Genomic DNA, 25,274 nt, shown 5'->3' with positions numbered 1-25,274 from the left:
ACCATCGTCCCCCTGTCCCCGTGACCCGGGCATGACTACTGCGACGGAACCGGACAGGCCCGCCCCGGCCGCCCGCCGCCTGCGGGTGCGGACGGGCCGGGACGGCTCCGGCGGATCGGGACGCTCCCCGGCCGAGCCCCTCGGGGGGCGTCCGCGCGGTGGCTTTCGCGCGATGGCGTCCGGAGCCCGCCGGGAGGCGTCCGCGCGGTGGCCTCCGGAGCACCGCTCAGGCGAGGTCCTCCCGCAGCTGGGACAGGAGCACTCCTACCACGTCCACCCCGCCGTCGGTTCCGGCGCGCAGCCGGAGGACCTCGGCGCCGTGCAGCGCCCCCACGGCGTAGCGGTCGGCACCGGAGCGCCCGAGGGCGGCCGCCGTGCCCGCGAGCCACCGCTCCACCACCGCGGCGTCCATGATCCGGCCCAGCTCGTCCTGGTAGTCCTCCGCGTCCCGGGCCGCACGCCGCAGCTGCTTGCCCGGCCGGTGCCCGGTCCGGCCGAGGACGGCGTCGACGTAGCGCACGCGCTTGACGGCCTTGCGGACGTCGTGCAGGTGCTCCAGCTGCCCCTCGCCGCCCGGTCCGCCGGCCTGCTCCGCCTCGGCCACGCGCACCACCTTCCGCAGGGCCCGGTGCACCAGTGCGTCGGCGACCTCTCGCCCCGAGAGCCGGGTGCACTCCTCGGTCAGCGGCGGATGGGCGGCGAAGTCCTGGACGTCCGCCAGGAGCCGCAGGTGCTCCCGGCCCGTGACGTGCCGGCGCACCTTCGCGGCCGCCGTCCGTGCCTGCTCCTCGGCCCGCTGCCGCAGGCTCTCCGCCGCGGCCGGCCCCACCCGGCCCTCGAGGGCCTCCACGCGCCCGGCCAGCAGCTCCGCCGTGACCTCCGCGTCCCGCGCCGCGGACAGCGTCCGGGCGAGCTCCCGCAGCCGGGCGTCCAGCTCCTCCGCCGCCGCGCCGTCGAAGAACGGCTCGGCCGCCCTGAGCACGCTGCGCAGGGAACGGGACGTCACGCGCATCTGGTGCACCGCGTCCGGGACGTCGAGGCGGACCCTGAAGTCCCAGAGCACCAGCTGGTCGGCGAGCTCCCCGAGCACCGCGCGCAGCACGTCCGGCCCGGCCGCCGGCTTCCCCTTCTTTCCCGCCTTCTTGTTCTTGTTCTTCTTGTTCTTCTTGTCCTTCGTGCCGTTCCCGGCCTTCTTCCCGCTCTTGCTCTCCGGCTGGTTCTCGTCCTGCTCCCGGCCGGACCCCGCCGCGGCGTCGTCGTCCTCGCCGAGCGCACGGGCGATCTTCGCCCGGGAGGTGGACGGCTTCCCGCCGGCCGCGAAGACCACGGCCTCGACCGCGCCGAAGATCTGCTCCTGGCGCTCCTCGGGCACCGTGCCGTCGAGGAGCTCGACCTCCCACTCCGACCAGGACCGCGCCGTGCCCGTGCGCTCGTCGACGGCGTCCACGACGTCCACGGCGAGCTCCGCGACCGCCGCCCCCGTGCTGTCGCTGATCCGGTGCACCTGCCGGACGGTGCGCAGGGTCGCCACCGGCCGCAGCTCCTGTTCCCCGGTCAGCCCGGCGAGGAGGTTCCGCACGGACGCGGGCATCCGGTCCGGGGTGCGCAGCAGCGGCACCTGCAGCTCGTGGCGTCCGTCCGCGCCCTGGAACTTCACGTGCCACCCGTCGTCGGCCCCGCCCCGGCGGCGGCGCAGCGCGACCAGGCGCCGCCCCAGGGCCATGTCCTCGGTGTCGTGGTAGACGGCCTCCATGCGGTGCTCCACGGGCTCCGCGGAGACGGTGCACCCCTTCAGCGTGCTCCAGTCCACCCGGGCCTCGGCGCCCTCCGGGAACTCGTACTTGCGCTCGACCTCGCGGTGGGCGACGGCGGTCATGGGTGTCCTCCTGGTCGGGGCCACCGGCCGCCGGAACCGGCGGCCGGCCGTTGCGGCGATGATACCGGGGCCGTGCACGGCCCCCGGGAACGCGAACCGCCGCGCGCCCCGGCGGGAGCGTGCGGCGGTGCGTGCGGCCCGGTCGACCGGGCCGGATGGCGCGTGCGCTCAGGCGCGGCGCCGCTTGAGGACGTCGTCGAGGTCGAGGGCGGCACGGCCCTGCTCCTCGCCCGTGCGCACGGCGTCCTTCAGGCTCGCGGAGCGGGCGGCTGGCTGCTCCGGCACCGGCAGCGGCTCCGGCTCCGGGCGCTGGACCACGGGGGCCTCGGCGTACGTCGGACGCGGCACGGGCACCGGCTCCCACGTCCGGGCCGCGGCGGCCGGCGCGGACTCGCGGGCCACGCGGAGCGCCTCGGCCCGCAGCTCCTCGACCGTGAAGGCGGCGGGTGCGGGCATCCGGGGCTGCTCCTCGGGGGTGGGCAGGTCGAGGTCCTCGGCCGCCCGGCGCGACTGCTCGCGGACCTCCTCCGCCACGGCGTGCTCGTTGTCGAACAGGGCGACGTCCTCGCGGGGGGCGTGCGGCTCCGCCTCCGCCTCCGGCGCCCGGACCGCGGGGCGCGACGCGCGGCGGGCGGCCCGGTCCTGGACGGCCAGGTAGCGCAGGGACAGGACGGAGCCGATGCCGAGCAGCAGCAGGAACACGGGCCACGGCCAGCTCACCGCGGCGGAGAAGGGTGCGACCACGGCGGTGACGAGTGCGGCCAGGAGGGCGGCGCACCCGGCGAGGAGGATCACGGCGCGGTCCCGCCTGATGCGCAGGTGCCCTCTGCCGGTGCGTCCGGGGTCGCCGTCGGCGGGCCGGGGGACGGTGTCGGTGGTCGCCATGCTGTTCCTTCGTCGGCGGGACGCGGGTGGGGGCTGCTCGATCGGCGCGGGGAGACCGTCGGGGCCGGCCGTCTCGGCCGGCGCCTCGACGGGGAGCTCACGGCGGCGCTGCAGTCGCGGCACGACCCAGAACAGCGACAGCGCGCACACCACGGCCAGCACGGCCGAGCTGCTCACCCAGATCATGGTCGCGGTCCTGCCTTCGTGGTCGCCGGATCGAGCGGACGGGAGACGCCGGCGCGCTGCGCCGGCGTGTCCGGGGCCCGGGCTCGGGCCGTGAGGAACAGCCTACTACCGCGGGGGCGCGCCTGTGGGTATCCCTGTGGACACGCCGGGCCGGGTCACTGCCACACGGCGGGGCGGTCCGATCCCGTGAACCGGCGGACGAGTCCCTCGGGCGCCTCCGGCGCGGTGAGCGCGAAGCTGCGGTGGTCCGTCCAGCGCCCGTCGATGTGCAGGAAGTCCTTGCGCAGCCCCTCGTCGCGGAACCCGAGCTTCTCCACCACCCGCAGGGACTTGGTGTTCTCCGGCCGGATGTTGATCTCGATCCGGTGCAGCCCGAGGCCCTGGAAGCAGTAGTCGGTGGCCATGGCCACCGCCATGGGGGCCACGCCGCGTCCCGCCTGGTCCCGGTCCACCCAGTACCCCAGGGTCGCGGACAGGAACGACCCCCACGAGATCCCGGAGACGGTCAGCTGGCCGACGAGACCGAACCGCTCCGTCCCCGGGACCCGCTCCGTGATGAGGAAGGGCAGGGCCGTGCCCTGCCGGGCCTGCTGGTCGAGGGTGCGCACGAACTGCCCGAACGTGGGCGGGGCCCCGCCGGGTGCGGGGTTCGTGGCCTCCCACGGGTCGAGCCAGTCCCGGTTGCGGGCACGCACGACGTCCCACTCCCGGCGGTCCCCCCGGGCCAGCGGACGCAGCCGGAGGTCCCCCCAGGAGACGGTGACGGGCCACCGGAACTGTCCGGCCACGGGAGCGCGGTCTCTCAGCCGACCGGCAGGGTCCGGGTGTACTCCCTGAGCCACTCGCACAGCTCGGGCCCGAGGTCCTCGCGCTCCGAGGCCAGGATGATGTTGGCCTTGAGATAGCTGAGCTTGTCGCCGGTGTCGTAGCGACGGCCCTTGAAGACCACCCCGTACACCCCGCCGCCCTCGCCCTCGCGCTGGGCGAGGGTCTGCAGCGCGTCGGTGAGCTGGATCTCGTTGCCGCGCCCGGGGGCGGTGTTCTCCAGCACCTCGAACACCTCCGGCACCAGCACGTAGCGGCCGATCACGGCCAGGTTGGAGGGAGCCTCCTCCGGGGCCGGCTTCTCCACCAGCCCGTTGATCCGCACGTAGTCCTCCCCCGCCACCGCGGTGACGTCCGCGCAGCCGTAGGCGCTGATCTGCTCCTGCGGGACCTCCATCAGCGCGACCACGGAGCCGCCGGTGCGCTCCTGCACGGCGATCATCTCGGTGAGCAGCTCGTCCCGGGCGTCGATCAGGTCGTCGCCCAGCAGCACCGCGAAGGGCTCGTCACCGATGTGGATCTTCGCCCGCAGCACCGCGTGCCCCAGTCCCTTGGGGTCCGCCTGGCGCAGGTAGTGGATCTCACCGAGCTCGGAGGCGTGCTCCACCGCCCGCAGCAGCTCGGTCTTGCCCGACTCCTCGAGCTGGTGCTCCAGGGCCGGGACCCGGTCGAAGTGGTCCTCCAGCGCCCGCTTCGAGCGCCCGGTGATCATGAGGACGTCCTGGAGGCCGGCGTCGACCGCCTCCTGGACCACGTACTGGATGGCCGGTCGGTCCACGACCGGCAGCATCTCCTTGGGCATGGCCTTCGTCGCGGGGAGGAACCGGGTGCCGAGCCCGGCGGCAGGAATGACGGCCTTCCGGACCGTCCGGGGGTTGCTGTTTCCACTCATGCGCTCAGGCTAACGGATCGGGGGCTCCCACCAGCGGATTCCCGCCCGGGCACGCTTGCCCGCCGCGGTGGGGCGCGGCTAGCCTCGCACCACCGGCCCGACAGGGCCGGCGCGTCCGGGCGCCTCCCGGGCGGAGCGTCGGACGAGGAGCGGACACGACGATGACCGACCCCCGCGGTCCCGCCGAGGCCAAGGCCCGGTTGCGCCGGCAGCTGGTGGCGGCCCGCGCGCGGCGCTCCCGGGCCGCCCGGGAGCACGCCGCCGTGGCGTTCGACCGGCACCTGGCGGAGCTGCTGACCGACCGCCCGCACCTCGACGTCGCCGCGTACCTGCCGCTGGCCACGGAGCCGCCCCTCGAGCCCGCCCTCGTCACGGCCCACCACCGCGGCCACCGGATCTGGGTGCCCGTGTGCGAGCCCGGGCGCCGGCTCTCCTGGGCGCGGTGGACGCCGGACACCCCCGAGCGGTCCGGCGGCGCGGGCGGACTGCGCGAGCCCGTGGGCGCCCGCCACGGCGCGGAGGTGATGCACGCGGTGGGTCTGCTGCTGGTGCCCGCGCTCGCCGTGGCGCCCGGCGGCGCGCGGCTGGGCTTCGGCGGCGGCTACTACGACCGTTTCCTCGCCACGCTGCCGCGCACGGCGCACCCGGAGCTGCGCGCCGTGGTGTGCGTCTTCGCCGACGAGGTCCTCCCGGCCGGTTCCGTGCCGGTCGAGGAGCTCGACGCCCCCGTGCCGCTGGCCCTCACGGAGAACGGGACCGTGCGGCTGGACGGGCCCGCCGGTCCGGCGCGGGGAACACGGTAGAATCGGCAGTCGACCCCTTCGAGTGCCAGCGAGCGCGCTCGTCGACCCTTCCCAGGAGGACCCATGCCCGTCTACGCCTACGCCTGCAAGGACTGCGGCCACGCGTTCGACATCCGCCAGTCGTTCAGCGAGGACGCCCTGACCGTCTGCCCGGAGTGCGACGGGGGCCTGCGCAAGAAGTTCAACACGGTGGGCGTGGTGTTCAAGGGCTCCGGCTTCTACCGCAACGACTCGCGCTCCGGCGGCGCGGACTCGGGCGCCTCCACGTCCTCCACCGCCGAGCCGGCGGCGGCCCCTGCAAAGACCGCGACCCCGGCGACCGCCGGCGCGGGCGCGTCCTCCTCGTCCGCCTCCGCGACCGCGGGCGGGTCCTCCGACTGAGCCGGTCCCCGGACGCCGCCCCGGCGTCCGCACTGCACGGGAGGCTCCTCCCGGGCGGCGCCGCCCGCCCCTCCCCAGGCGGCTCCGGAACGGCGGGCTCCCGGGCACCCGCCCCGTAGCGTGCCCGGCATGAGCCGCCGCCCCCGGACCGTCCGACGCCGCTACCCGCTGTCCCTGCACCTGCGCTCGGCGCTGTCCCGGCGCCGCCGGCTGGTGGCCGCGCTGCTCCTCGGGCTCGCGGTGGGCCTGGTGGTCCTGCGGCTCGGCCCGCCCCAGACCAGGACGGTGCCGGTGGTCACCGCTGCCGAGGCGCTGCCCGCGGGCACGGTGGTCTCCCCGGAGCGGCTCGCGGTGGCCGCCTATCCCCACGGGCTGGCGCCGGAGGGCGCCGTGGCCGACCCCGCGGAGCTGTCCGGGCGCGTCCTGGCGGGCGCCGCGGGCCCCGGGCAGCCGCTGACGGAGACCGCGCTCGTGGGCCCGGGCCTGCTGACGGGACAGGGCGGGGGCGTCACGGCGGTGACGCTGCGCATCGACGACCCCGGTGTGCTGCGGCACGTGCGCGCGGGCGACCACGTGGACGTCGTCCACCTGCCCGACGGTGCCGCGCCGGGCGGGCGTCAGGTCCTGGGCCGGGGCCTGCCCGTGCTGTGGGTCTCCTCCGCGGGCCCCGGCGGGGACGGCGGTCTGCTCGCCGGGCCCGGCGCCTCCGAGGAGGAGGGACTGCTGGTGGTGGGGGCCCCGCACGAGGGCGCCGCGCAGCTCGCGGGGGCGGGCGGCACCGGGCGCACCACCGTGGTCCTCGTCCCGGCGCCGGTCAGTCCCAGTGCGGAGGCCTCTGGGCCCTGAGCCAGTCCTCGTGGGCCCGATCGGAGGCCTCGTCCGCCCGGTCCTCGTCCGTCCCGGGCGCCCGCCCGTCCAGGCCGGGCAGGCGCGGCTCCGCCCCGGTGGACGTGCCGTCGGTGAACGTGCCCCCGGTGGCACGCCGCGGCCCGCGCCTGCGGGGGCGCGGGGCGTCGGGCACGTCCCGCCCGGGGGCGCGGTCCGGCCCGGCGGGCCCGCGGGCCCCGCCGGGCGCCGGGCCCGGCTCAGCCGGCACGGTCACCTCGCTGCGGGGCGGCGGGCAGGCCGAGATAGCGCCGGATCAGCTCGGCGACGGTGTCCGGGTCGGTGAAGACCTCGATGGTCCACAGCGTGAGGTAGTTCCAGCCGGTGCGCTCGAGCTGCTGGGGCCGCAGCCGCGAGCGCTCCCGCACGGACAGGGCGGCGTTCTCCGGCGAGCCGTCGGACTGCCCGGCCACGGGGATCCGCAGCGGCCGGTCCTCGGCACGGGCGCGGCCCGGGACCACGGCCCCCGCGGACAGCGACTCCGTGCCGGCCCAGGCGACCAGGTCGAGGACGCCCGCGTAGTCCAGCCGCACCGTAGCCCCGCGCTCCGCCAGCCGGCGGGCGAGGTCGACCACCAGGGCGTCGTCGTGGGTGTCCCGGGCCTCCTCCTCCCCCGGCGGCGGGCCGCCGAGGTGCGCGGCGAGCACACGGGCGAAGTCCCGCGCACCGTGCTGGAGGCCCTTGCCCTCCATCTCCCCCGGGTGCAGGGAGGTCACGATGCGGGTGCTGTGGCGGGCCCGGGTCATGCCGAGCACGAAGTGCTGGCGGCCGTGCCGCTCCGACAGCGCCCCGAGGTACGGCACGGTGCGCCCGTTGGCCGTCTTGCCGAAGCCCAGCGAGAAGATGACGGTGTCCCGCACGATGCCCGCCGCCCGGTGCAGGTCGACCACCCGGAAGGGCTCGGGGCCGGGGGCGAAGAAGGCCGCGGCCGCGGGCTCCTCGCGCATCCGCTGCCGGACGGCCTGCGCGATCCGCGCGGCGTGCACCGCGCTGGCCGTGACCACGGCCAGGGACCGGCGCGGGTGGCGCGCGGCGTGCTCGAAGACGAGCTCCACGACGCGCCGCACCTCGGCGGCGGGCGCCTGGATGCCCTCGATCCCGGCGGTCAGGGCGCCCACGCCGTCCGGGACGTACTCGACGTCGAGGACGGGGGTGGCCCCGGTGACGGACTCGCCGTGCGGGAGCCTGCTCAGGCGCCCGCCGTAGAACTGCTCGTTGAGGTGGCGGAAGACCTGCTCGTCCATGGACCGGTACACGGTCCGCAGCGTCCGCTCCGGCACCACGCGGGAGAGGGCGTCGAAGGCGCTGTCCACCTCGACCACCGGCTGGGCGCCCGGGGCGGGCACCGCGGTGGGCGCCACCGTGAACGGCTGCGGGCGGCCCAGGTGCGGGTCCCCGAACGCGATGACCTGCCGGCACCGGGTCAGCGCCGGCAGCACCGCCGCGAGCGGGGAGCTCTCGGCGTCCAGCACCACCACGGCGTCGAAGTCGTGGTCCTCGGGCAGCGCCGCGGAGAGCACCAGGGGGCTGGCCGTCCAGACGGGCACCAGCGAGCCGATCAGCTCGCCCGCCGAGGCGCTGACCTCCTCGAGCGGGGCGGCCCCGTCCCGGAGCATGCGGCGCAGGGCGGCCGCCGCGCGCGGGGAGCGCCGGACGGTGCGCTGCCAGCGGTCGGCGAGCTCCCAGAGGAGCCGGCCGGCCCCGGAGGCCACGTGCGCCGCGTCGGCGCGGCGGAACACGGACTCCACCTTGCGCAGGGTGTGCCCCTCCGGCATCGCCAGGAAGTCGTCGCCGGTGATCATGGCCTCGAGCGTGGACTGCCACCACGCGAGGTCGAACTCCCCGGGGACCTCCGCGCGGGGCACGGTGCGCCGGACGAGGTCGTCCACGAGCTCGCCGAGGCCCTGGCCGCGCAGCTCGTCGAGCAGGACGGTGCGCTCGGGCAGCACGGCGAGGTTCTCCTCGTCGTTGATGAGCCCGTCCAGGGTCTCGCGCAGCCGGTCGATCGGCAGCCCCAGGAGGTCGGCGCCGGTGGACGAGCCCTCGAGGGCGATGGCCAGTCCCTCGAGGTCCTCCACGAAGCGGGCCTGCACGGCCGCGAGCTCCTCGACCCGCTCGGAGACGACCGGGTGCGTGGACGAGGTGGCCCACTCCCGCCACCGCTCCCGCTCCGACTGCACGCGCAGCAGGGCGGCATGCAGGTCCGAGAGGTGCACCCCGTGCCGGATGTACTCCTTCGCGGCCTTGCGCAGCCGTGAGCGCTGCAGCCCGGTCATCTCGATCCCGTGCTCCCGCCGCCAGCCGGACCCGGCGGTCGCCGCGACCAGGTCCGTCACGGGCCGGTCGTAGATGTCGGGAGTGAAGCGGGTCAGGGAGTCCTGGACCTCCTGCAGCAGCCGCAGCTGCCGGCCCCACTCGGGCACGGTCGTGCCGCCGCGCAGCCCGCTGGTGGCCAGGACGTGCCGCATCCCGGTCTCGAGGGTGGTGAGCTCCAGGAGGAGGGACTGGGCCAGCCGGTGCGCCTGCCGGGCCTCGTCCTCGTTGACCAGGCGCGCCCCGGTCCAGGGCCCGGCCAGGGTCCCGGCGTCGAACGCCCCGAGCTCGGCGGCGCGCTCGAGCCGGGCGACGGCGTCGCCGCGCTCCGTGACGGCGTCGAGCACGGAGCGCGGGAACCGCACGGCCGTGGCGGGCGCCGGCCGGCGGGAGGTCAGCTCGGCGAGCGCCTGCACGGCCCGGTACGGGGAGACGGACCACCGGGGCCGCACGGTGTGCAGGGACCGCACGTGCTCGGCGAGCTGGTCCCGGCTGGTGCGCAGCGTCTCGTGCAGCTCGGCGAGGTCCGGGCGCTCGGCACGCTCGTTGCGGGCCACCGCCCGGACGAGCTGCTGGGCCACGTCGGCGTCGCTGAGCTGGGAGGACAGCGGCAGGACGGCGGTGCCCAGGCCCAGCCCGTCCATCCGCCGCCCGAACGCGGCGAGCGTGGTGCGCCGCTCGCCCAGGACCAGGACGGTCCGGCCGGCGGCCACGAGGGTGCCCACCGTGTTGACGGCGGTGTCGAGCTGCCCGGTGCCGGGGGCCGCGGTCACCACGAAGGAGTGGCCCTGGGCGGCGAGGTCGAGGACCTCCTGCTGGGGGCCGTCGGCGTCGAGCAGCAGGAGCTCGTCGGCGGGGTCGCGCTGGTCCAGCGGGGGCGCGTCGTCCGTGATCTCCTCGACCTGGGGGATCCGTCCGACCGCGGAGTCCTTGAGCCGGGCGAGGTCCCGGACCACCGCGGTGCGGGCCACGACCGACAGGTCGGCGGGCCGGTCGTGCAGATCGGCGAACGTGGAGACGAGCAGCTTGTGCTCGACGTGCATCCCGGGCACCGCCCCGGCGAGGGTGCGCAGGGTCTCGAGGGCGGGGGCCGGGTCGAGCCGCCGGGTGCCGTAGGCGAGGCGGGCGAGCTCGCCGGAGGTCAGGTCCACGCCGTGGTCCGCGGCCAGCCGGCGGACCATGGCGGGGTTGAGCCGGGCGGGGCCGACGAGCTGGAGCTCGAAGTCGTCGAGGTCAGGGCGCGGCTTCAGGGCGAGGGGCGCGAGCAGGACGGGGGCGATCCAGCGGCGCTGTCCGGCGCCGGTCGGGTCGGAGCCCCGGGGCCGGGCGAGCCAGGACGCGGTGCCGGCGGCGAGGTACGCGGCGTCCAGCCCGTGGTTGACCGACAGCTCGTGGGTCTTGGTGCGCAGGGACCGGGCCGCGCGCACGGCGTGCCCGTAGGCCTCGGGGTCGTGCACGATCGTGGACAGGCGGGTGGGGCGGCCCATGAGCAGCTGCGCCTGCCCCGAGGAGTTCGCCTCGGTGAGGTCGATGCAGACGTTGTCGACCTGGTTGAAGTCCAGCAGCGTGTCCGGGCCGGTGTAGGCGTCCATCTGGCGGGTCCAGGGCTGCAGCGAGACGCGCGGGGGCTGCGCCCGGGAGGTGTCCGACTCCTGGGGGGTGCGGTCGGATCCGATCGACATGGTTCTCCTCCTGCGCCTCGACCCGGGGGCCGGGCACCGCTCACGCACGGGTCGAGCGGTCCGTGCGGACCGCTCGACCCCGGCTGCTCGTGTACCGCCCGTGCGGGGCGGGCCCTGGGCCCGCCCCCGGGCCTACTCCCACTCGATGGTGCCCGGGGGCTTGGACGTGACGTCCAGGACCACCCGGTTGACCTCTTCGACCTCGTTGGTGATGCGGTTGGAGACGCGGGCCAGCAGGTCGTAGGGCAGGCGGGACCAGTCGGCGGTCATCGCGTCCTCGCTGGAGACGGGACGCAGCACGATGGGGTGCCCGTACGTGCGGCCGTCGCCCTGCACGCCCACCGAGCGCACGTCCGCCAGGAGCACGACCGGCATCTGCCACACCTCGTCGTCGAGCCCGGCGCGGGTCAGCTCCTCGCGGGCGATGGCGTCGGCGCGGCGCAGGACCGCGAGGTTGGCCTCGGTGACCTCCCCGATGATGCGGATGCCCAGCCCGGGGCCGGGGAACGGCTGGCGGCCCACGATCTCGTGGGGCAGGCCGAGCTCGCGCCCCACGGCGCGGACCTCGTCCTTGAACAGTGTGCGCAGCGGCTCCACGAGCTCGAACTGCAGGTCCTCGGGCAGCCCGCCCACGTTGTGGTGGCTCTTGATGTTGGCGGCGCCCTCCCCGCCGCCGGACTCCACGACGTCGGGGTAGAGGGTGCCCTGGACGAGGAAGCGCACGGGCTCGCCCTCCTGGGCGGCGGTCTTGGCGACCTCCTCGGCGGCGGCCTCGAAGGAGCGGATGAACTCCCGGCCGATGATCTTGCGCTTCTGCTCGGGGTCGGTGACGCCGGCGAGCGCGGTGAGGAAGCGCTCCTTCTCCTCGGCCACGTAGAGGTTGACGCCGGTCGCGGCCACGAAGTCCTGCTCGACCTGCTCGGCCTCGCCCTCGCGCAGCAGCCCGTGGTCCACGAACACGCAGGTGAGCTGGTCGCCCACGGCCCGCTGGACCAGGGCGGCGGCGACGGCGGAGTCCACGCCGCCGGAGAGACCGCAGATCACGGACGCGGAGCCGACCTGCGCGCGGATCCGCTGGACGTGCTCCTCGATGATGTTGCCGGTCGACCAGGTGGGCTCGACCTGGGCGCCGTCGAAGAGGAAGTGCTCGAGCACCTGCTGCCCGTGCACGGAGTGCTTGACCTCCGGGTGCCACTGCACGCCGTAGAGCCGGCGGGCGTCGTCGGCGAACGCGGCCACCGGGGTGGTCTCCGTGGAGGCGAGCACCTCGAAGCCTGCGGGGGCCTCGACGACCGAGTCGCCGTGGCTCATCCACACGGTCTGGGTGCCCGGGGAGCCCTCCAGGATGGAGGCCGTGGGGCCGCCGACGGCGGTGGCGGTGGTGGCCCCGTACTCGCGGGCGCCGGTGTGCGCGACGGTCCCGCCGAGGGCCTGCGCCATGGCCTGGAAGCCGTAGCAGATGCCCAGGACGGGCACCCCGGCCTCGAAGAGCGCCGCGTCCTGCTGCGGCGCGTCCTCGGCGTAGACGGAGGAGGGGCCGCCCGAGAGGATGATCGCCGCCGGGTTCTTGGCGAGGATCTGCTCGGTCGACCAGGTGTGGGGGACGATCTCGGAATAGACACTGGCCTCGCGGACCCGGCGGGCGATCAGCTGCGCGTACTGCGCGCCGTAGTCGACCACCAGGACCGGGCGCTGCTCCAGATCGGTGCGGGTCTCAGCTGTTTCGGTCACGCCCTCCATCCTAGGCCAGGCGCGGGGAGGGCTCAGTACCGCTTCGCGGCCTTCGGGTTGGCGCGCAGCTCGGCGGTGGTGGAGGCGTGGATCTTGCGCTCCACCACGAAGGACAGGAACGGCACCACGCCGCCCAGGGCCATCACCACGAGCTGCGGGAAGGGCCAGCGCATGAGCGTCCAGATCCGGAAGCAGGAGATGAGGTAGACCACGTAGAACCAGCCGTGCACGATGAGGATCCACGTGGAGATGTTGACCCCGCCCGCGAGGTTCTCGAGCTCGAGGTCCTGCCAGCCGAGGGCCACGGTCTCCCCCGTGGCCCGGTCGGTGCCGCCCGCGACGAGGTCGTAGCCCAGTCCGTAGCGGGTGATCATCTCGGCCACGAGCAGCAGCAGGAAGGTCCCGGAGATCCACGCGCAGACCATGTAGAAGCCCAGGGCCCCGCGGATCTGGGCCTCGGTGCCCCCGAAGCGGCGGCGCGGCTGCAGGGCGGCCGCCCGGCGCGGGACGCGGCCCGGGGACGCCGCCTCCGCGGGGCGGGCGTCCGGCGGGAGGGAGACCCGCACCCCGTCGGTGCGGTCCTTCGGGGCGGGGGTCGGCTGCGTGGGTTCAGTCATGGTGGGCTCCGGTCCTGTCCTGGGTCCTGTCGTGGGTGCTGGGCTCGCCCGCCCGGGCGCCGGGCTGGTCGTCGAACCAGTAGTACTCCCCCGCCTCGGGGTCGTAGTAGTAGTAGCGCCCGGCCGCCTCGTCGTAGTAGTACTCGCCCTCGAAGTAGAAGTACTCCTCGGGGTTCTGCTCGCGCTGCCACTCGTCGCGCACGAACCGCCACCAGATGTAGAGGGCGAACCCGGCGAAGACCACCCACTCGACCGCGTAGAAGAGGTTGAGCAGGTTCACGGACTCGTCCGTGGGCTGCTGGTCGATGTCGAGCCGGGACAGCCCCGGGTCCAGCAGCGCGGCGTCCGGGGCAAGGGCCCCGTCCGCGGCGAGCTGGAACGGCGCGGACGCGGGGTTCTCGGCGAAGGCGGCCAGGTACCCGGACCACAGCGGGGCGTCCCAGCGGTTGGTGAGCTGCGCCGGGGACACCGTGCCCACCTGCCCCGCGGGCAGGTCGGCGCCGGGCACCGGGCCCTCGGCGGGCAGGTACCGGCCGACGACGTCGACGGCGCCCGCCGGCTCCTCCGGCACGGTGGCGGGGTCGGCGGTCCAGCCGCGGGCCACCGCGAGGGTGAGCTCCCCGCCGGCGTCCGGCCACAGCTGCCGGGTGTCCGGGACGTCGAGGGCGGTGACGGCCCACCAGCCCTCCGTCCCGTCCTGCAGCCGGCCCGGGACCAGGACGGTGGACCCGTCCTGGTAGTCGCCGGTGACGGTGACGAGCTGGTCGGCCTGCGCGGCGGTCACGGGGGCGCCGGCCTCGGCGGCCTCGGTGAGCGGGACGGCCACGTCCTTCGCGGGGTCCGCGACCGTGCGGGACTGCTCGCTGGACTCCAGCTGCCACTGGCTCAGCAGCACGAAGCCCACGGCCAGCCCGAGGCTCACGATCAGGGCGAGGATCGAGCGGGGGCGCAGGGCGGTCGTGAGCACCCGTCAAGGCTAGTGCGCCTTCCTGGGCGTTCGCCAGTTGCGGCGGGGGCCCGTGCCGGGCCGGCGGGGCGCGGCACGGGCCCCGCGGGGCGGTCGCGGGTCAGCCGCGGATGACCACCTCGGCGCGCTGGAACTCCTTGAGCTCCAGGTACCCGGTGGTGGCCATCGAGCGGCGCAGCGCGCCCACGAGGTTGGAGGTGCCGTCCACGTGGCGGGACGGCCCGAAGAGCACCTCCTCGAGGGGGCCCACGGTGCCCACGCGGGTGCGGAGCCCGCGCGGCAGCTGCCCGTGGTGCGCCTCCGCGCCCCAGTGCCAGCCCTGCCCGGGCGCCTCCTCCGTGCGGGCCAGCGCGGTGCCGAGCATCACGGCGTCCGCCCCCATGGCGAGCGCCTTCACGATGTCCCCGGAGACCCCCACGCCGCCGTCGGCGATGACGTGGACGTAGCGCCCGCCGGACTCGTCGAGGTAGTCGCGGCGGGCGGCCGCGACGTCGGAGATCGCCGTGGCCATGGCCGCGTGGATTCCCAGGGTGTTCTGGATGCGCATGGACGCGCCGCCGCCGAAGCCCACGAGCACGCCGGCCGCGCCCGTGCGCATGAGGTGCAGCGCCGGCGTGTAGCCCGCGGCGCCGCCCACGATGACCGGGACGTCGAGGTCGTAGATGAACTTCTTGAGGTCCAGCGGCTCCTGGTTGCGGGAGACGTGCTCCGCGGAGACCGTGGTCCCGCGGATCACGAAGACGTCCACGCCGGCGTCCAGGACGGTGCGGTAGTGCTCCACCGTGCGCTGCGGCGTCAGGGACCCCGCGACGATGACGCCCGCCTCGCGGATCTGCGCCAGCCGGGCCGTGATCAGCTCCGGCTGGACGGGCGCCTCGTAGAGCTCCTGCATCCGGCGCGTGGACGCCGGGGCGTCCTCGCCGGAGAGCGCCGCGATCTCGTCGAGCACCGGCTGCGGGTCCTCGTAGCGGGTCCACAGCCCCTCGAGGTCCAGCACGCCCAGTCCCCCGGCGCGGCCGAGGGCGATGGCCGTCTCCGGGGACGTCGCCGAGTCCATCGGGGCGCCCAGGAACGGGATGGAGAACCGGTAGGCGTCGATCTGCCAGTCCGTGGACACGTCCCGGGGGTCGCGGGTGCGGCGGGAGGGGACGAGGGCGATCTCGTCCAGGGAGAAGGTGCGGCGGGCGCGTTTGGAGCGGCCGATCTCGATGTCGTAGCTCATGGTGTCCTTTCCGAACGGTGCTGCGGACGGTCGCTCAGCGCTGGTAGTTGGGTGCCTCGACGGTCATCGTGATGTCGTGCGGGTGGGACTCCTTGAGCCCGGCCGGCGTGATCCGCACGAACCGGCCCTGGTGCTTGAGCTCCTCGACGGTGTGGGCGCCCACGTAGAACATCGTCTGGCGCAGGCCGCCGTCGAGCTGGTGGACCACGGCCGAGAGCGGGCCGCGGTACGGGACCTGGCCCTCGATGCCCTCGGGGATGAGCTTCTCGTCGCTGGCGACGTCGGCCTGGAAGTAGCGGTCCTTGGAGTAGGAGGTGTTCTTGCCGCGGGACTGCATGGCCCCCAGCGAGCCCATCCCCCGGTAGGTCTTGAACTGCTTGCCGTTGACGAAGATCAGCTCGCCCGGGGACTCGTCGCAGCCCGCGAGCAGGGACCCGACCATCACGGAGTCCGCGCCGGCCACGAGCGCCTTGCCGATGTCGCCGGAGTACTGCAGGCCGCCGTCGGCGATCAGGGGCACGCCCGCCGGGATCGCCGCCTTCGCCGCCTCGTTGACGGCGGTGATCTGGGGGACGCCCACACCGGCGATGATGCGGGTGGTGCAGATCGAGCCGGGGCCCACGCCCACCTTCACGGCGTCCGCGCCGGCGTCCACGATGGCCTGCGCGCCGTGGCGGGTGGCCGCCTGCCCGCCGATGACGTCCACGTGCGCGGCGGCGGTCTCCGCCTTGAGCCGGGCGATCATGTCCAGCACGCCCTGGGAGTGCCCGTTGGCGGTGTCGATGAACAGGGCGTCCACGCCGGCCTCGACGAGGGTCATGGCCCGCTCGAAGCCGTCGCCGAAGAAGCCGACGGCGGCGCCGACGCGCAGCCGGCCCTCGTCGTCCTTGGTCGCGTAGGGGTACTGCTCGGCCTTGGTGAAGTCCTTGATCGTGATCAGGCCGGTGAGCCGGCCGGCGTCGTCGACGAGCGGCAGCTTCTCGATCTTGTTGGTCGCCAGGAGCCGGTGCGCGTCGTCCTTCGCCATCCCGACCTTGCCGGTGATCAGCGGCATGGGCGTCATGATCTCGTGCACCCGGCGCCGCGGGAACTCGCTCTCCGGCAGGTACCGGGTGTCGCGGTTGGTGATGATCCCCAGCAGCTTCTGCTCGGCGTCCACGACGGGCAGCCCGGAGACCCGGTAGTAGCCGCAGAGCCGGTCCAGCTCCTCGAGGGTCGCCTCCGGGGAGATGGTGACGGGGTCGGTGATCATCCCGGACTCGCTGCGCTTCACCCGGTCCACGTGCTCGGCCTGGTCCTGGACCGAGAGGTTGCGGTGGATCACGCCGATGCCGCCCTGGCGGGCCATCGCGATGGCCATCGAGGACTCGGTGACGGTGTCCATGGCGGCGGAGAGCAGCGGCACCTCCAGGTCGATGCGCCGGGACAGGCGGGTGCGCGTCGACGCCTCGGACGGGATGACGTCCGTGTTGCCGGGCAGCAGCAGCACGTCGTCGTAGGTCAGCCCGGTGAACCCGAACGGGTCCTCGGACAGGGCGGTGGGGACGGCGGTATCCGACACGGTGGGGCCTTTCAGCTTCGAGGGAGTCGCGATCATTCTACGGGCCGGGTCCCGGCCGGCGGACGGCTGTGGCCGCTCTCACGACCCGGCGGGGAACCCGGCCCCGTCCGCGCGCAGGGCCTCCTCGACGCGCTCCGCGAACAGGGGCGCCAGGCTCCGCACGTACTCGACGGTGAGGTGGTTGTTGTCCCAGTACGTGAACACGTTGCCGATGACCGGGACGCAGGTGCCGTCCGGGCAGATGAGGTCCCCCATGTCGACCATCGTGACCCGCGGCAGCTCGGCCACCGGGGCCAGCGGGCTGTCCGGGCCCAGGATCACGTGGGAGGCGGCGCACTCGGGGGCGTCGGCCCCGTGGTCCGCGGCGCAGCGCGCGGGGACGAAGTCGAACCGGGCGTTGTCGCGCAGGCCGAGGACCTGGATGCCGCGCTCCGCCAGCCCGCGGATGCGCTGCTCCATCCCGGGGGTGAACTGCTCCTGGTCCTCGTCCGTGCTGCGGGTGCCCTGCACCAGCACCAGGTCCGGGTCCACGGCCTCCACCACGGGGTCGGCGCCCTCGAGCCAGCGCGCGCACGCCTCGTGGTCGGCCACCTGCTCCTCGGGCAGGGCGTACAGGCAGTTGCCGCGGATGTAGGTGACCACCCGCCAGTCGTTGCGCTCGGCCAGGAGCTCGACGGCCGGGATCCACTGGTGCACGTGGCTGTTGCCGATCACCAGCATCGTGGCGGCGGGCTCGGGGTTCGGGACGGTGTCGAAGCACCACTGCCGGAAGCGCTCGCCGACCCCCGTGCCGGGCGGGCAGGGCTCGCCGAGCGACGGCTTGGCGTACGGCTCCCCGGTGATCACGGGGACGGTCTCGGCATCCGGGTCGCCCTCGTACCGGAAGCCCGGCAGCAGGGCCGCCGCCCCGGGGTTGTTGCGGTCGGCCGACGCCGCGATCTCCACCGCCCGCCGCTCCTCGGCCACCCGGGCCGCGGTCACCGGGACCGCGACCACCGCCAGGCACACCACGATCACCGCGGCCAGCCGCAGCCGGGACCGCTCGGGCCAGGCCCAGCGCTTGAGCGGGTCCTCGACCAGCCGGGTGGCCAGCACCGCGAGCACCAGGCAGACCACCACGATCGCGACCCCCGACCGCGGACCGGCCATGGGCCGGTCCCGCAGCACGAGGTAGGTGATCAGCACGGGCCAGTGGATCAGGTAGAGCGCGTAGGCGGAGTCCCCCAGCCGCACCAGCGGCGCCGAGGCCAGGATCCGGTCCAGCCCGAAGCGCGACCCGGAGCGGCCGGCCACGATGATCGCCGCCGCCGAGAGCAGCGGCCACAGCGCGATCCACCCGGGGAACGCCCCCTCCACGTCGACCAGCACCCCCACCGAGACCATGCTCGCCAGCCCGGCCCAGCCCAGGACCACCCGCAGCCTGCGGCCGGGCCGCAGCCAGGGCACCGCGAGGGCCAGCAGGGACCCGAGGGCGAACTCCCACAGCCGGGTGCGGGTGTCGAAGTAGGCGAACTCCTGCTGGACGGCGGTGCTGTGCACCGACCACGCCAGGGAGGCCGCGAAGACCACGCCGAAGACGACCGCCAGCACCGGCACGGGGCTCCACCGGGTCCGCCGGGAGATCAGCCAGGCCGCGGCAAAGACCAGCGGCCACAGCAGGAACACCTGCCCCTGCACCGACAGGGACCAGAAGTGCTGGAACGGCGAGGCGGTCGAGTGGTCGGCGGCGTAGTAGTCCACCGCGTTGAGCGCCAGCGCCCAGTTCTCCGCGTAGAACACCGAGGCCAGCGCCTCGGCGCGCCACTGCCCGGCGTCGTAGCCCGGGTAGAACAGCTCCACCAGCACCAGGGTGCCCAGGATCGTGAGCACCGCCAGAGGCAGCAGCCGCTTGAACACGTGCAGCCAGTACCGCCCCAGCGCCAGAGGCCTCCCCGCCTCGAGCTTGCGCACGAAGGACAGCGTGAGGAAGAAGGCGGAGATCAGCAGGAAGACGTCCACTCCCCCGGAGACCCGCCCGAGGAACACGTGGTAGACCACCACGAGCAGCACCGCCACCGCGCGCAGGCCCTGCACCTCGGGCCGGAAGCCCGAGTACCGTCCTGCCCGCCGCCGGGCCGCGTCCCCGCGGTCGGCGGTCCCGGCGGACGGCTGCGGAGCGGCGGCGTGCACGGTGGCCACGGGGGCACCTCCAGGAGGGAGCGTCCCGGACGCGGCCGCGGGGCGGCGCCGGGAGGGGGAGCGGGGGGATGCGGAGCAAGGGGATGCGGAGCAAGGGGGCGGGGCCGGGGGCGCCCGTCGCGACCTTATCGCACGCCCGGCGCCGCGCGCGGCACCCGGCGCCGGGCGCCCGGCGCCCCGTCACCGGGCGGCGCCCCGCGCCGGGGAGCCGGCGGCCGGGGACGGGCGGTCGTCAGGGACGGAGGCCGTCGGTGGCGAGGGCCTCCCGGAACCGCTCGCCGAAGACCGGGGCGGCGCTCTCGGAGTAGACCCGGCTGAGGTGGTCGTCGTCCCAGTACACGTAGACGTTGCCGACGACCGGCGGGCACCGCCCGGCCGGGCAGATCAGGTCGGTGAGGTCCAGGGTCGAGTAGAGCGGCAGCTCGCGGGCGAGCGGGAGCGCGGGATCGGGCGTGCCCACCATGGGGTGCTCGAAGGTGCACCGGGGGTCGTCCTCCCCGTTCGCCACCGCGCACTCGGCCGGCGCCTCCGGGAAGCGGGGGGTGTCGCGGATCCCGACCACGGGGATCCCGCGGTCGGTGAGCTCGCGGATCCGCTGCTCCAGCCCGGGCCGGAGGAACTCCCCCTCCAGGTCGGTGAAGGTCGACTGGACGACGACGAGGCCGGGGTCGGCGGTGCCGATCATCTGCTCGGCGCCCTCGAACCACGCCCGGCAGCTCTCCGAGCCCGGCTGGTCCTCGGCGGCGGCGTAGAAGCAGCCCGGCTGGATCCAGGTCAGCACCCGCCACCGCTCGGCCTCCGCCAGGGGCCGCAGCGCGGGGAGCCAGTGCTGCAGGTGGCTGTTGCCGAGCACGAGCACCGTCCGCTCGGGGGCCTCCTGCGCCACGCTCTCGTGGCAGAAGCGGAGGAGCTCCTCCGGCAGGTCGAGGTCCTCGGGGCAGGCCTCGCCGAGGGAGGCCGGCTGCCTCGGCAGGTCCTCCGGCAGGGGCAGGGTCGGGGCGTCCGGGTCGCCGCGGAACTCGAAGCCGGGCTCGAGGACGGCGGCCCCGGGGTTGTTCCGGACGGCCTCGGCCTGGATCCGCTCGGCACGCCGGTCCTCGACCTGCTGCCAGGCGAGCACGGGGGCTGCGACCAGGGCGAGGCAGAGCACCACGACCCCGGCGAGGCGCCGCTTGTTCTGCTCGGGCCAGGCCCACTTCTTGAACCGGTCCTCGACCAGCCGGGTGGCCAGCACGGCGAGCACCAAGGAGACGACGATGATCACCACCCCCGACCGCGGCCCGGCCATGGGCCGGTCCCGCAGCACCAGGTAGGTGATCAGCACGGGCCAGTGGATCAGGTACAGCGCGTAGGCCGAGTCCCCCAGCCGCACCAGGGGCCGCGAGGCGAGGATCCGGTCCAGTCCGAACGGGGACCCGGAGCGGCCGGCCACGATGATCGCCGCCGCCGAGAGCAGCGGCCACAGCGCGATCCACCCGGGGAACGCCCCCTGCACGTCGACCAGAACCCCCACCGAGACCATGCTGAGCAGCCCGGCCCAGCCCAGGGCCACGCGCGCGGTCCGCGGCGGCTTCAGGTAGGGCAGGGCGAGGGCGAGCAGCGACCCGAGGGCGAACTCCCACAGCCGGGTGCGGGTGTCGAAGTAGGCGAACTCCTGCTGGACGGCGGTGCTGTGCACCGACCACACCAGGGAGGCCAGGAACACGGTGCCGAACATCGCGACCAGGACGGGAACCGGCCGGAGGCGCCCCCGCCGCGTGAGCAGCCAGGCGGCGGCGAAGATCAGCGGCCACAGCAGGAACACCTGCCCCTGGACCGACAGGGACCAGAAGTGCTGGAACGGCGAGGCGGTGGAGTGGTCGGCGGCGTAGTAGTCGACGGAGCTCAGCGCGAGCGCCCAGTTCTCCGCGTAGAGCACCGAGGCCAGCGCCTCGGTGCGCCACTGCCCGGCGTCGGAGCCGGGGTAGACGGCGGCCACCAGGAGGAGGGTGCCGAGGATGGTGAGCACCGCCAGCGGCAGCAGCCGCTTGAACACGTGCAGCCAGTACCGCCCCAGCGCCAGCGGCCTCCCCGCCTCGAGCTTGCGCACGAAGGACAGCGTGAGGAAGAAGGCGGAGATCAGCAGGAACACGTCCACGCCCCCGGAGACCCGGCCGAGGAACACGTGGTAGACCACCACGAGCAGCACCGCGACGAACCGCAGTCCCTGCACCTCGGGGCGGAACCCCGAGTACCGGGCCACCCGCCGGGCCGTGTCCGGCTCGACGCCCCCGGGGCCGTCCGGGGAGGTGGCCCCCGGGTCCGGGCGCGGGGCACCGGCCTGCACCGTGCTCACGAGGACACCTCCTGGAGGAGCGTGCCGGGGAGCCGGGTCTCGAGGGCCGGAGCCATCGTCCGCGCGTAGGTCCACGTGAGGTGGTGCGGGTCGAAGAAGACGTGCACGTTGCCCACCACGGGACGGCACAGTCCCTCCGGGCAGATGAGATCGGTGAGGTCGAGCGAGGAGAAGCCGTTCCGGTCCAGGAGGGCGTCGGCCGGGTTGACGGGCGCCAGGACCTGCTCGACGGGCACGCGGCACCGGTCGGCGTCCTGGCCGTGGCGCACGGCGCACTCGTAGGGGTTGAAGTCGAACCGGGGGTTGTCCCGGAAGCCGACGACGTCGATGCCCTGGCCCGTGAGGCGGTCGACCAGCTCCGGGAACCCCCCGACGAGGGCCTCGGCGGGACCGTCCATCCGGGCCGCGTAGGTCGAGGTCGTCATGACCGCGTCCGGTGCGAGCCGCTCCACGTACTCGATCGCCGCGTCGTTGCCCTCGTGGCACGCGTCCCCCTCCGGGCGCACCGCGAAGGCGCAGCCCGGCTGCAGCACGGCGACGAGCTGCCAGTTGCGCTCCTCCGCGAGGGGGATCACCGCGCCCATGAACTGCTCCATGTGGGAGTTGCCGACCACCGCGATCGTCCGCTCGGGGTCCGGCAGGGCCGGGGTCTGGCGGCAGTACTGCTCAAGGACCTCCTGCTCGGGGGCGAACGCCCCCGAGCAGGGCTCGGGCAGCCCGACCCACTCGTCGCCCAGCGCGGAGGCCAGGGGCAGGGTGGGGGCGTCCGGGTCGCCCCGGAACTCGAAGCCCGGGTCCAGCACCGCCGCCCCGGGGTTGTTGCGGGCGGCGTCCTCCGCCAGCGCGGCCGCCCGCCGTGCGTCGGCCTGCTGCCACACCAGCACCGGCACCGCCACGAGCGCCAGGCTCACCGCCACCGACGCGGCCAGCCGCCGCTTGTCCCGCTCCGGCCACGCCCACCGCTGGAACGGGCGCTCCACCAGCTTCGTGGCGGCCACCGCCAGCAGCAGGGAGACCAGGATGATCGCGACCCCCGACCGCGGCCCGGCCACGGGCCGGTCCCGCAGCACCAGGTAGGTGATCAGCAGCGGCCAGTGCACCAGGTACAGCGCGTAGGAGGCGTCCCCCAGCTGCACCAGGGGGCGGGAGGCGAGGATCCGGTCCAGGCCGAGGGGCGAGCCGGAGTGCCCGGCCACGATGATCGCCGCCGCCGAGAGCAGCGGCCACAGGGCGATCCAGCCGGGGAAGGCGCCCTGCACGTCGATCAGCACCCCGACCGAGACCATGCTGAGCATCCCGGCCCAGCCCAGCACCACCCGCGCCGCCCGCGGCGGGTGCAGGTACGGCACCGCGAGGGCCAGCAGGGACCCGAGGGCGAACTCCCACAGCCGGGCCCGGGTGTCGAAGTAGGCGAACGCCTGGTCCGTGGCGGTCGTGTGCACCGACCAGGCGAGGGAGGCCGCGAAGACCAGCCCGAAGAGCACCGCCAGCACCGGCACCGGCCGCCACCGCCCGCCCCGGCACACGAGCCACGCCGCCCCGAACACCAGCGGCCACAGCAGGAACACCTGCCCCTGCACCGACAGGGACCAGAAGTGCTGGAACGGGGACGCCGTGGAGTCGTCGGCGGCGTAGTAGTCCACCTCGGCCAGCGCCAGCGCCCAGTTCTCCACGTAGAGGACCGAGGCCAGCGCCTCCGTGCGCACCCGGTCGATCCGCGCCTCCGGGAAGAACCACCACGCCAGCACCAGGGTGCCCAGGATCGTGAGCACCGCCAGGGGCAGCAGCCGCTTGAACACGTGCAGCCAGTACCGCCCCAGCGCCAGCGGCCTCCCCGCCTCGAGCTTGCGCACGAAGGACAGGGTCAGGAAGAACGCCGAGATCAGCAGGAAGATGTCCACTCCCCCGGACACCCGGTCCAGGAACACGTGGTAGACCACCACGAGCAGCACCGCGACGAAGCGCAGCCCCTGCACCTCCGGACGGAACCCGGCGTAGCGGGCCACCCGCCGTGCCGTGTCCGGCTCGACGCCGGTGGGCGTGCTCTGCGCACCGAGGGTCGTCATGGGCATCTCCTGGGAACACCGTGCCGCCGGGGGCGCGGCAGTGGTCGTGCGGACCCCCGCACTCTACCGGAGGCGCCGGGGCGGCCCCCGGAGACGGCGACGGACCCGCCCCACCGGTGGTGGGACGGGTCCGCGGGGCGAGCCGGCTCGGCGCCGGCCGTCAGTGCCGGCCGTCAGTGCTGGTGGCCGTGGCCGTGCCCCTCGTCGTCGGCGGGCTTGTCCGTCACGAGCGTCTCGGTGGTCAGCACGAGCGCCGCGATGGACGCGGCGTTCTGCAGCGCCGAGCGGGTGACCTTGACGGGGTCGATGATGCCCGCGCCGACCATCTCGACGTACTCGCCGGTGGCGGCGTCGTAGCCGTGCCCGGCCTCGAGCTCGGCGACGCGGGAGGCGACCACGGCCCCGTCCTGACCGGCGTTCTGGGCGATCCAGTACAGCGGCTGCCGCAGCGCGCGGCGGACGATGCCGAGCGCGGTCGCGGCGTCCCCGGTGAGCCCGAGGTCGGACTCGTCGAGGACCTTCGCGGCCTGCACGAGGGCGGTGCCGCCGCCGGCGACGATGCCCTCCTCGAGGGCCGCGCGGGTCGCGGAGACGGCGTCCTCGATGCGGTGCTTGCGCTCCTTGGCCTCGACCTCGGTGGCGGCGCCGACCTTGATCACGGAGACCCCGCCGGCCAGGCGGGCGAGCCGCTCCTGGAGCTTCTCGCGGTCCCACTCGGAGTCGGTGCGCTCCACCTCGGCGCGGATCGTCGCGACCCGGTCCTGGATCTCGGCCGGGGTGCCCCCGCCGTCGACCAGAGTGGTGGTGTTCTTGGTGACCGTGACGCGCCGGGCGGTGCCCAGCTGCTCCAGGGTGACCTGGTCGAGGCTGATGCCCAGCTCGCTGGTGATGAGCTGGCCGCCGGTGAGGACGGCGAGGTCCTGCATGATCGCCTTGCGGCGGTCGCCGAAGCCGGGGGCCTTGAGGGCCACGACGTCGAGGGTGCCGCGCAGCCGGTTGACCACGAGGGTGGACAGGGCCTCGCCCTCGACGTCCTCCGCGATGATGGTCAGCGGCTTCTTGGCCTGGAGGACCTTCTCCAGCACGGGCATGAGCTCCGGCACCGAGGAGATCTTGCCCTGGTACAGCAGCACCAGGGAGTTCTCCATGACCGCTTCCTGGCGCTCGGCGTCGGTCACGAAGGACGGGGACAGGTAGCCCTTGTCGAACTGCATGCCCTCGGTGACGTCGAGCTCGACCTCGGTGCTCGAGCCGTCCTCGATCGTGATGACGCCGTCCTTGCCGACGGTCTCGAAGGCCCGGGCGATGAGCTCGCCGATCGCCGGGTCCTGCGCCGAGATGGTCGCCACGTGGGCGACGTTGGTGCCCTCCACCGGGCGGGCGTTCTCGAGCAGGCGCTCGGAGACGGCCTCGACGGCCTTCTCGATGCCGCGCTTGAGGCTCAGCGGGTCGGCGCCGGCGGCCACGTTGCGCAGGCCCTCCTTGACGAGCGCCTGGGCGAGCACGGTGGCGGTGGTGGTGCCGTCGCCGGCGACGTCGTTGGTCTTGGTCGCCACCTCCTTGGCGAGCTGGGCGCCGAGGTTCTCGTACGGGTCGTCGAGCTCGACCTCGCGGGCGATGGTCACGCCGTCGTTGGTGATCGTGGGGGCGCCCCACTTCTTGTCGAGCACCACGTTGCGCCCGCGCGGGCCGAGGGTGACCTTGACGGTGTCGGCGAGCTTGTTGACGCCGTTCTCGAGGGACTTGCGGGCGGCGTCGTCGAACGCCAGCTGCTTGGCCATGGGCGAAGAGCTCCTTCTGGGGTGGCTGGGGTCGCCAGCGGGTTTCGGGGTCTGGATCGGCGAAGGGTGCCCGTCGCGGGCCCGCCGG

18 protein-coding genes are annotated in these 25,274 nt (G+C 74.7%); 3 read left to right on the top strand and 15 right to left on the bottom strand.

The annotated features are described in order from the left end of the window. Nucleotides 1-226: 226 nt before the first annotated feature. The 4 genes from AC6CH6_RS01515 to galU form a co-directional block, all read right to left on the bottom strand. Nucleotides 227-1,876 (bottom strand): CYTH and CHAD domain-containing protein, encoded by a 1,650-nt coding sequence (locus tag AC6CH6_RS01515; protein ID WP_498253793.1) that lies wholly within the window; start codon nucleotides 1,874-1,876, stop codon nucleotides 227-229. Nucleotides 1,877-2,044: 168 nt separating this feature from the next. After that, the gene (locus tag AC6CH6_RS01510; protein ID WP_498253792.1) at nucleotides 2,045-2,947 is read right to left on the bottom strand and encodes a hypothetical protein; all 903 of its coding nucleotides are present in this window, start codon (nucleotides 2,945-2,947) and stop codon (nucleotides 2,045-2,047) included. A gap of 155 nt (nucleotides 2,948-3,102) precedes the next feature. After that, on the bottom strand, nucleotides 3,103-3,735 hold the full coding sequence (locus AC6CH6_RS01505; RefSeq protein ID WP_017833362.1) for a GNAT family N-acetyltransferase: 633 nt from the start codon (nucleotides 3,733-3,735) through the stop codon (nucleotides 3,103-3,105). A gap of 14 nt (nucleotides 3,736-3,749) precedes the next feature. Continuing rightward, nucleotides 3,750-4,664: a UTP--glucose-1-phosphate uridylyltransferase GalU gene (gene galU, locus AC6CH6_RS01500; protein WP_419968337.1), complete on the bottom strand. Its 915-nt coding sequence runs from the start codon at nucleotides 4,662-4,664 to the stop codon at nucleotides 3,750-3,752. A 161-nt stretch (nucleotides 4,665-4,825) separates the two neighbouring features. Here galU and AC6CH6_RS01495 point away from each other — a divergent pair, with 161 nt between their 5' ends. The 3 genes from AC6CH6_RS01495 (at nucleotide 4,826) to AC6CH6_RS01485 (ending at nucleotide 6,694) form a co-directional block, all read left to right on the top strand. Continuing rightward, on the top strand, nucleotides 4,826-5,467 hold the full coding sequence (locus AC6CH6_RS01495) for a 5-formyltetrahydrofolate cyclo-ligase (protein ID WP_498253791.1): 642 nt from the start codon (nucleotides 4,826-4,828) through the stop codon (nucleotides 5,465-5,467). A 63-nt stretch (nucleotides 5,468-5,530) separates the two neighbouring features. Beyond that, nucleotides 5,531-5,848 carry an FmdB family zinc ribbon protein gene (locus tag AC6CH6_RS01490; RefSeq protein WP_498253790.1) on the top strand — a complete coding sequence of 106 codons (318 nt, stop codon included), beginning with the start codon at nucleotides 5,531-5,533 and terminating at the stop codon, nucleotides 5,846-5,848. 129 nt (nucleotides 5,849-5,977) lie between these two features. After that, the gene (locus AC6CH6_RS01485) at nucleotides 5,978-6,694 is read left to right on the top strand and encodes an SAF domain-containing protein (protein ID WP_498253789.1); all 717 of its coding nucleotides are present in this window, start codon (nucleotides 5,978-5,980) and stop codon (nucleotides 6,692-6,694) included. Here the strand turns inward: AC6CH6_RS01485 and AC6CH6_RS01480 are convergent. The 11 genes from AC6CH6_RS01480 to groL form a co-directional block, all read right to left on the bottom strand. Continuing rightward, the gene (locus tag AC6CH6_RS01480; RefSeq protein ID WP_498253788.1) at nucleotides 6,663-6,944 is read right to left on the bottom strand and encodes a hypothetical protein; all 282 of its coding nucleotides are present in this window, start codon (nucleotides 6,942-6,944) and stop codon (nucleotides 6,663-6,665) included. The genes AC6CH6_RS01485 and AC6CH6_RS01480 overlap by 32 nt on opposite strands. Further along, complete coding sequence (locus AC6CH6_RS01475; RefSeq protein ID WP_498253787.1) at nucleotides 6,934-10,728, bottom strand: hypothetical protein; 3,795 nt, start codon at nucleotides 10,726-10,728, stop codon at nucleotides 6,934-6,936. The genes AC6CH6_RS01480 and AC6CH6_RS01475 overlap by 11 nt, the downstream gene beginning before the upstream one ends. A gap of 132 nt (nucleotides 10,729-10,860) precedes the next feature. Then, nucleotides 10,861-12,468: a glutamine-hydrolyzing GMP synthase gene (gene guaA / locus AC6CH6_RS01470; RefSeq protein WP_133409373.1), complete on the bottom strand. Its 1,608-nt coding sequence runs from the start codon at nucleotides 12,466-12,468 to the stop codon at nucleotides 10,861-10,863. Between the two features lie 23 nt (nucleotides 12,469-12,491). Further along, nucleotides 12,492-13,076, bottom strand: a complete 585-nt coding sequence (locus tag AC6CH6_RS01465) for a DUF3817 domain-containing protein (protein WP_017833355.1) — start codon at nucleotides 13,074-13,076, stop codon at nucleotides 12,492-12,494. Continuing rightward, complete coding sequence (locus AC6CH6_RS01460; protein WP_498253786.1) at nucleotides 13,069-14,043, bottom strand: SURF1 family protein; 975 nt, start codon at nucleotides 14,041-14,043, stop codon at nucleotides 13,069-13,071. Before AC6CH6_RS01460 ends, AC6CH6_RS01465 begins: the two co-directional genes overlap by 8 nt. A 100-nt stretch (nucleotides 14,044-14,143) precedes the next feature. Continuing rightward, nucleotides 14,144-15,265 carry a GuaB3 family IMP dehydrogenase-related protein gene (locus AC6CH6_RS01455; protein WP_017833353.1) on the bottom strand — a complete coding sequence of 374 codons (1,122 nt, stop codon included), beginning with the start codon at nucleotides 15,263-15,265 and terminating at the stop codon, nucleotides 14,144-14,146. A gap of 34 nt (nucleotides 15,266-15,299) precedes the next feature. Continuing rightward, the gene (gene guaB / locus AC6CH6_RS01450) at nucleotides 15,300-16,862 is read right to left on the bottom strand and encodes an IMP dehydrogenase (protein WP_498253785.1); all 1,563 of its coding nucleotides are present in this window, start codon (nucleotides 16,860-16,862) and stop codon (nucleotides 15,300-15,302) included. Between the two features lie 42 nt (nucleotides 16,863-16,904). Further along, nucleotides 16,905-19,004 carry an acyltransferase family protein gene (locus tag AC6CH6_RS01445; protein WP_498253784.1) on the bottom strand — a complete coding sequence of 700 codons (2,100 nt, stop codon included), beginning with the start codon at nucleotides 19,002-19,004 and terminating at the stop codon, nucleotides 16,905-16,907. Between the two features lie 232 nt (nucleotides 19,005-19,236). Next, the gene (locus tag AC6CH6_RS01440; RefSeq protein ID WP_498253783.1) at nucleotides 19,237-21,339 is read right to left on the bottom strand and encodes an acyltransferase family protein; all 2,103 of its coding nucleotides are present in this window, start codon (nucleotides 21,337-21,339) and stop codon (nucleotides 19,237-19,239) included. Then, nucleotides 21,336-23,405: an acyltransferase family protein gene (locus AC6CH6_RS01435; RefSeq protein WP_498253782.1), complete on the bottom strand. Its 2,070-nt coding sequence runs from the start codon at nucleotides 23,403-23,405 to the stop codon at nucleotides 21,336-21,338. Before AC6CH6_RS01435 ends, AC6CH6_RS01440 begins: the two co-directional genes overlap by 4 nt. Nucleotides 23,406-23,578: 173 nt before the next feature. Beyond that, on the bottom strand, nucleotides 23,579-25,186 hold the full coding sequence (gene groL / locus AC6CH6_RS01430) for a chaperonin GroEL (protein WP_498253781.1): 1,608 nt from the start codon (nucleotides 25,184-25,186) through the stop codon (nucleotides 23,579-23,581). Between the last annotated feature and the right edge of the window lie 88 nt (nucleotides 25,187-25,274).

This window comes from Kocuria sp. GQ42, from assembly GCF_059758435.1.
Note: the sequence above shows the minus strand (reverse complement) of the source record. Positions and strands in the feature narration are given on the sequence as shown.

Bases quoted from the DNA above. Each gene is read 5' to 3' on its own strand.
- galU (WP_419968337.1), bottom strand. From the start codon at position 4,664: ATGAGTGGAAACAGCAACCCCCGGACGGTCCGGAAGGCCGTCATTCCT.
- AC6CH6_RS01485 (WP_498253789.1), top strand. From the start codon at position 5,978: ATGAGCCGCCGCCCCCGGACCGTCCGACGCCGCTACCCGCTGTCCCTG.
- guaA (WP_133409373.1), bottom strand. From the start codon at position 12,468: ATGGAGGGCGTGACCGAAACAGCTGAGACCCGCACCGATCTGGAGCAG.
- AC6CH6_RS01515 (WP_498253793.1), bottom strand. From the start codon at position 1,876: ATGACCGCCGTCGCCCACCGCGAGGTCGAGCGCAAGTACGAGTTCCCG.
- AC6CH6_RS01510 (WP_498253792.1), bottom strand. From the start codon at position 2,947: ATGATCTGGGTGAGCAGCTCGGCCGTGCTGGCCGTGGTGTGCGCGCTG.
- AC6CH6_RS01465 (WP_017833355.1), bottom strand. From the start codon at position 13,076: ATGACTGAACCCACGCAGCCGACCCCCGCCCCGAAGGACCGCACCGAC.
- guaB (WP_498253785.1), bottom strand. From the start codon at position 16,862: ATGATCGCGACTCCCTCGAAGCTGAAAGGCCCCACCGTGTCGGATACC.
- AC6CH6_RS01475 (WP_498253787.1), bottom strand. From the start codon at position 10,728: ATGTCGATCGGATCCGACCGCACCCCCCAGGAGTCGGACACCTCCCGG.
- AC6CH6_RS01490 (WP_498253790.1), top strand. From the start codon at position 5,531: ATGCCCGTCTACGCCTACGCCTGCAAGGACTGCGGCCACGCGTTCGAC.
- AC6CH6_RS01455 (WP_017833353.1), bottom strand. From the start codon at position 15,265: ATGAGCTACGACATCGAGATCGGCCGCTCCAAACGCGCCCGCCGCACC.
- groL (WP_498253781.1), bottom strand. From the start codon at position 25,186: ATGGCCAAGCAGCTGGCGTTCGACGACGCCGCCCGCAAGTCCCTCGAG.
- AC6CH6_RS01435 (WP_498253782.1), bottom strand. From the start codon at position 23,405: ATGACGACCCTCGGTGCGCAGAGCACGCCCACCGGCGTCGAGCCGGAC.
- AC6CH6_RS01495 (WP_498253791.1), top strand. From the start codon at position 4,826: ATGACCGACCCCCGCGGTCCCGCCGAGGCCAAGGCCCGGTTGCGCCGG.